Raw genomic sequence first — 3,114 nt, 5'->3', positions numbered from 1 at the left:
GCACTACACCCTGTGGCGGGGGCGCCCAAGAATCATGGGCGTGGTACGAAGGTCCTGGTATCGGGTCAGACATCCTCGGTTGCTTTCTCAGGCTATGCGTATACGGAGGGCGGCCCCTGGAGTTTGCCATCCCTGCTCCCGGCCACAGAGCTCCTCCCACACGCCGCGCATCCCGGTTGCCCATCCACGTGGAGAAAGGAGGCGACCACCTACTGGCACTGCGCGCAGCCTTCGCCCAAGGCGCCATCACTGTGGAAACGGCTGAGCCGGCGACCGAGACCTGAAGCTCAGAGGCTACGAGGTCTTCCGGTTCGGCCACGACGAACTCCAAGACGCGACCGCAGCCCGGGTACTCCTAAAGCAATTCCTGCCAGCGCTGTTCCAACGCTTCAACGTCAGCGCCGGCACAGACTGACCCCTGCGGCATCGCCGCTCAGGACACCTCTCCAGCGCGCGCGGCAAAGGCGGGCCGAGTGCCGGCGAGTGGCCTATCCCCATGGGGTAGGGCCAGGACGCTCGTGCCAGGTGCGGATCGCCGCCACCATCTTGACGCATCGGCGTCGCAGTTCGGCTCGTGCCTGCTCGAAGGCCACCTTGTGTTCTGCGGTGTGTCTTTCCGGGGCTTCTTCCAAGTACGAGGACTTGGTGTCGACCTCTTGAGCGGCGGCAAGGACGTATGCCGCGTGTTGGAGGAGGTGCTTTGGAGCGGTGAGTTGCACTTCTGGTGCGCCGGATGACGATGGACGCTACTCCCGGGCGCATCACGATGTTCCGCACCGCGCCCGGTGCGCCTCCCGACGATGCCCGGCACTCTCGCGCGCGCACCACGATGTCGCGCACCGCACCGCCGCGCACCGCCTGGCGATGGCCGGCACTGAGTTTCCGTCAACTTGAAGTCGCAGGTCAAAGGGCTGGTGTGATCGATTCTTGGGGTGCTCGCGCTGGTCGTGGGCGGCTGACTGCGGAGAAGATCGTCTGCCGGAGCAGTCGGTTCGCCGATTTCTTGTCGCTGTGGCCAGGGGGGCCTTCTACGATCCAGTGCATGCTGGATCCCGAGCTGCCGGAACGGATCACCGCAGCAGGCGGACCTGAACGAACTTGATGAGGCTCAGTGGGGTGGGGCGAACGACGGGAATGGCTCGTTCGGCACCCTTGCCGGGAGACGGGCATGGATGTTCGATGTCCTGCAGCGAATGACGGCAACACACACGGGGGATCGGCCATGGGCTCCAACAAGCGCTTAGTGACGACAGCCGTAGGAACCGCGATCTTGGCAGTGACACTGGTCGGTTGCGGAACCGAAGGAACGGTCCAGGACTACGACGACGTGACTGTCTGGCCTGCCGCAGACCCCCGGGGTCGCGAACCGATTGGCGAGCTCACCACGCTCCAAAAAGTAACGGTCAAGTGCATCACCCGTGGCCAAGTGGACGCGAACGGGATGGGGTACGGAGACACGTATAAGATCGACTTTGAGGGTGGCTCCGGGTACATCGATACCAACACTACGATCCTGACCGAAGACGGTGAACTGTCCCCCGACAATGTGGACGAGTGCTGAACTCCAGGCATGAGACGTCCATGTCACACCTTTCGACCCTCTGTCAACGCGAGTTCTCTGGTCAGGGGCCCGCGTGACGGGTGTGGGTGGCAGCCTGCGGAAGAGATCGTCCGTCAGCGGTTGATTTCGAGGTTCGTCAGGACGAGCAGAGCACGCAGAAGTCGGGTGGCGCGGGTGGGATCGGTACGGAGCTTGGTGAGGATCCGCCAGTTCTTCAGGTGGGCGAAGCCGTGCTCGACCGGTGCCCGTCCGACGGCGAGGACGCGGTTGGCTTCCTTCTCGCCCGGGGTGAGCTTGTGAGTGCGGCTGGCGGTGTAACCGGTGACGATCACGGGGTCGAGGATGTCGTTGTCCAGGCCGCGGAAGCCGAGGTCGGCCAACGCGCCGAGGCCGGCAGCGCGCAGGTGGGCCAGGATGTGGTCGTGGCGGGCGGCGGTGTTGTCGTGGGTGCGGCCGGGCCGTGCGGCGGATATCCAGATCAGGCGGCCCTTCTCGTCGGTCAGGGCGAGAAAGTGCAGGCCATGGCTGCGGTGCTTGCCGGAGTAGTTCCGCCGGTCGGCCTTGCCGGTGCGGCGTCTGGTGCGGATGAGGGTGCCGTCGATCAGAACCACCTCCCCACCCTGCTTGGCGACCTTCCGCAGGGCGCGGTCCAGGCGCGGTGCCTGAGCGGACAGCAGTCCGATCAGCTCGTCGCGCCAGCGGCGGACGGTGGACTCGGACACGTTGTTGCCGCCGGCCATGTCGGCCAGGCGCTGGTCGTGGCGCAGCACGGCCAGGACAATCACCGCGATCTTCCCCGGCGGCAGGATCCGCCACCGGGACCGGATCGCCTTCAGGCGCCGCCTGAGCAGGTCGGCGAGGTGGTTGGCGGTGCGCGTGGACAGCGACAGGCGGCACTGGTAGACAAGCGGGCAGGTATCCTCGGCGCGTTCTTTGGTATTCGTCACACAATTCCAACGGCCGCCGGGGGCACCCCGGTTACGCCCGTTCCGAGCCGCTCGGAGTGGCGGTGTTTCTGGTCACAGGCGGGGGGTGAACCGGCCGTCGGGCAATTTGCGGAGCCAGCCGCGATCGACAAGTCTGACCAGCTTGCTGCGTAGCGGTTCCAGCTTGGACCGCACGCTGACGTCCACCCCCACCACCTCCCCGACCTCGCGGGCCGTGACCGGTCCAGCTGCCTGCCGCACAGCGGCGATGATGCGCTGGTAGTCCCACGGGAGCGAGTCCTCCTCCACGCCCGGTTCGCGGTGCGGGATCAGCATCACTGCTCGTCCAGCCACCTGCCCGGGCATGGGTGCGGCCGAGGCGCGTTCCTCAGCGAGCTGCCCGGTCATCCGTTCGAGGGCACGTTCGGCGACGGCGAGTTCGTCCCGCTCGGCCCGCACTTCCGCCAGCTGTTTGGCCAGCTGTTCTTCGAGTTCGTCCAGTTCCGCGCGACGCGCGGTGATCCGTTCCACTGGCGTTGTCACGTTGTTGGGTGCGTGACTGGCTGATGGTGCGTCGGGGCATGGTGGGCCTGCGGCCCGGGCCCGTCTTCAGGCCGTGGTGGGCAG

3 protein-coding genes are annotated in these 3,114 nt (G+C 66.3%); 1 reads left to right on the top strand and 2 read right to left on the bottom strand.

The annotated features are described in order from the left end of the window. Positions 1-1,222: 1,222 nt before the first annotated feature. Positions 1,223-1,561, top strand: a complete 339-nt coding sequence (locus ACFWUY_RS41115; protein ID WP_384121995.1) for a hypothetical protein — start codon at positions 1,223-1,225, stop codon at positions 1,559-1,561. Positions 1,562-1,674: 113 nt separating this feature from the next. On the opposite strand, the gene ACFWUY_RS41110 is transcribed toward ACFWUY_RS41115, so the two are convergent. Together ACFWUY_RS41110 and ACFWUY_RS41105 are read right to left on the bottom strand one after the other, a co-directional pair. Beyond that, a complete protein-coding gene (locus tag ACFWUY_RS41110) occupies positions 1,675-2,508 on the bottom strand; it encodes a transposase family protein (protein WP_384121992.1) in 834 nt (277 codons plus the stop codon). A 72-nt stretch (positions 2,509-2,580) separates the two neighbouring features. Further along, positions 2,581-3,018 (bottom strand): hypothetical protein, encoded by a 438-nt coding sequence (locus tag ACFWUY_RS41105; RefSeq protein WP_384121990.1) that lies wholly within the window; start codon positions 3,016-3,018, stop codon positions 2,581-2,583. Positions 3,019-3,114 lie beyond the last annotated feature (96 nt).

This window comes from Streptomyces sp. NPDC058664 (assembly GCF_042716635.1).
GTDB lineage: Bacteria > Actinomycetota > Actinomycetes > Streptomycetales > Streptomycetaceae > Streptomyces.
Note: the sequence above shows the minus strand (reverse complement) of the source record. Positions and strands in the feature narration are given on the sequence as shown.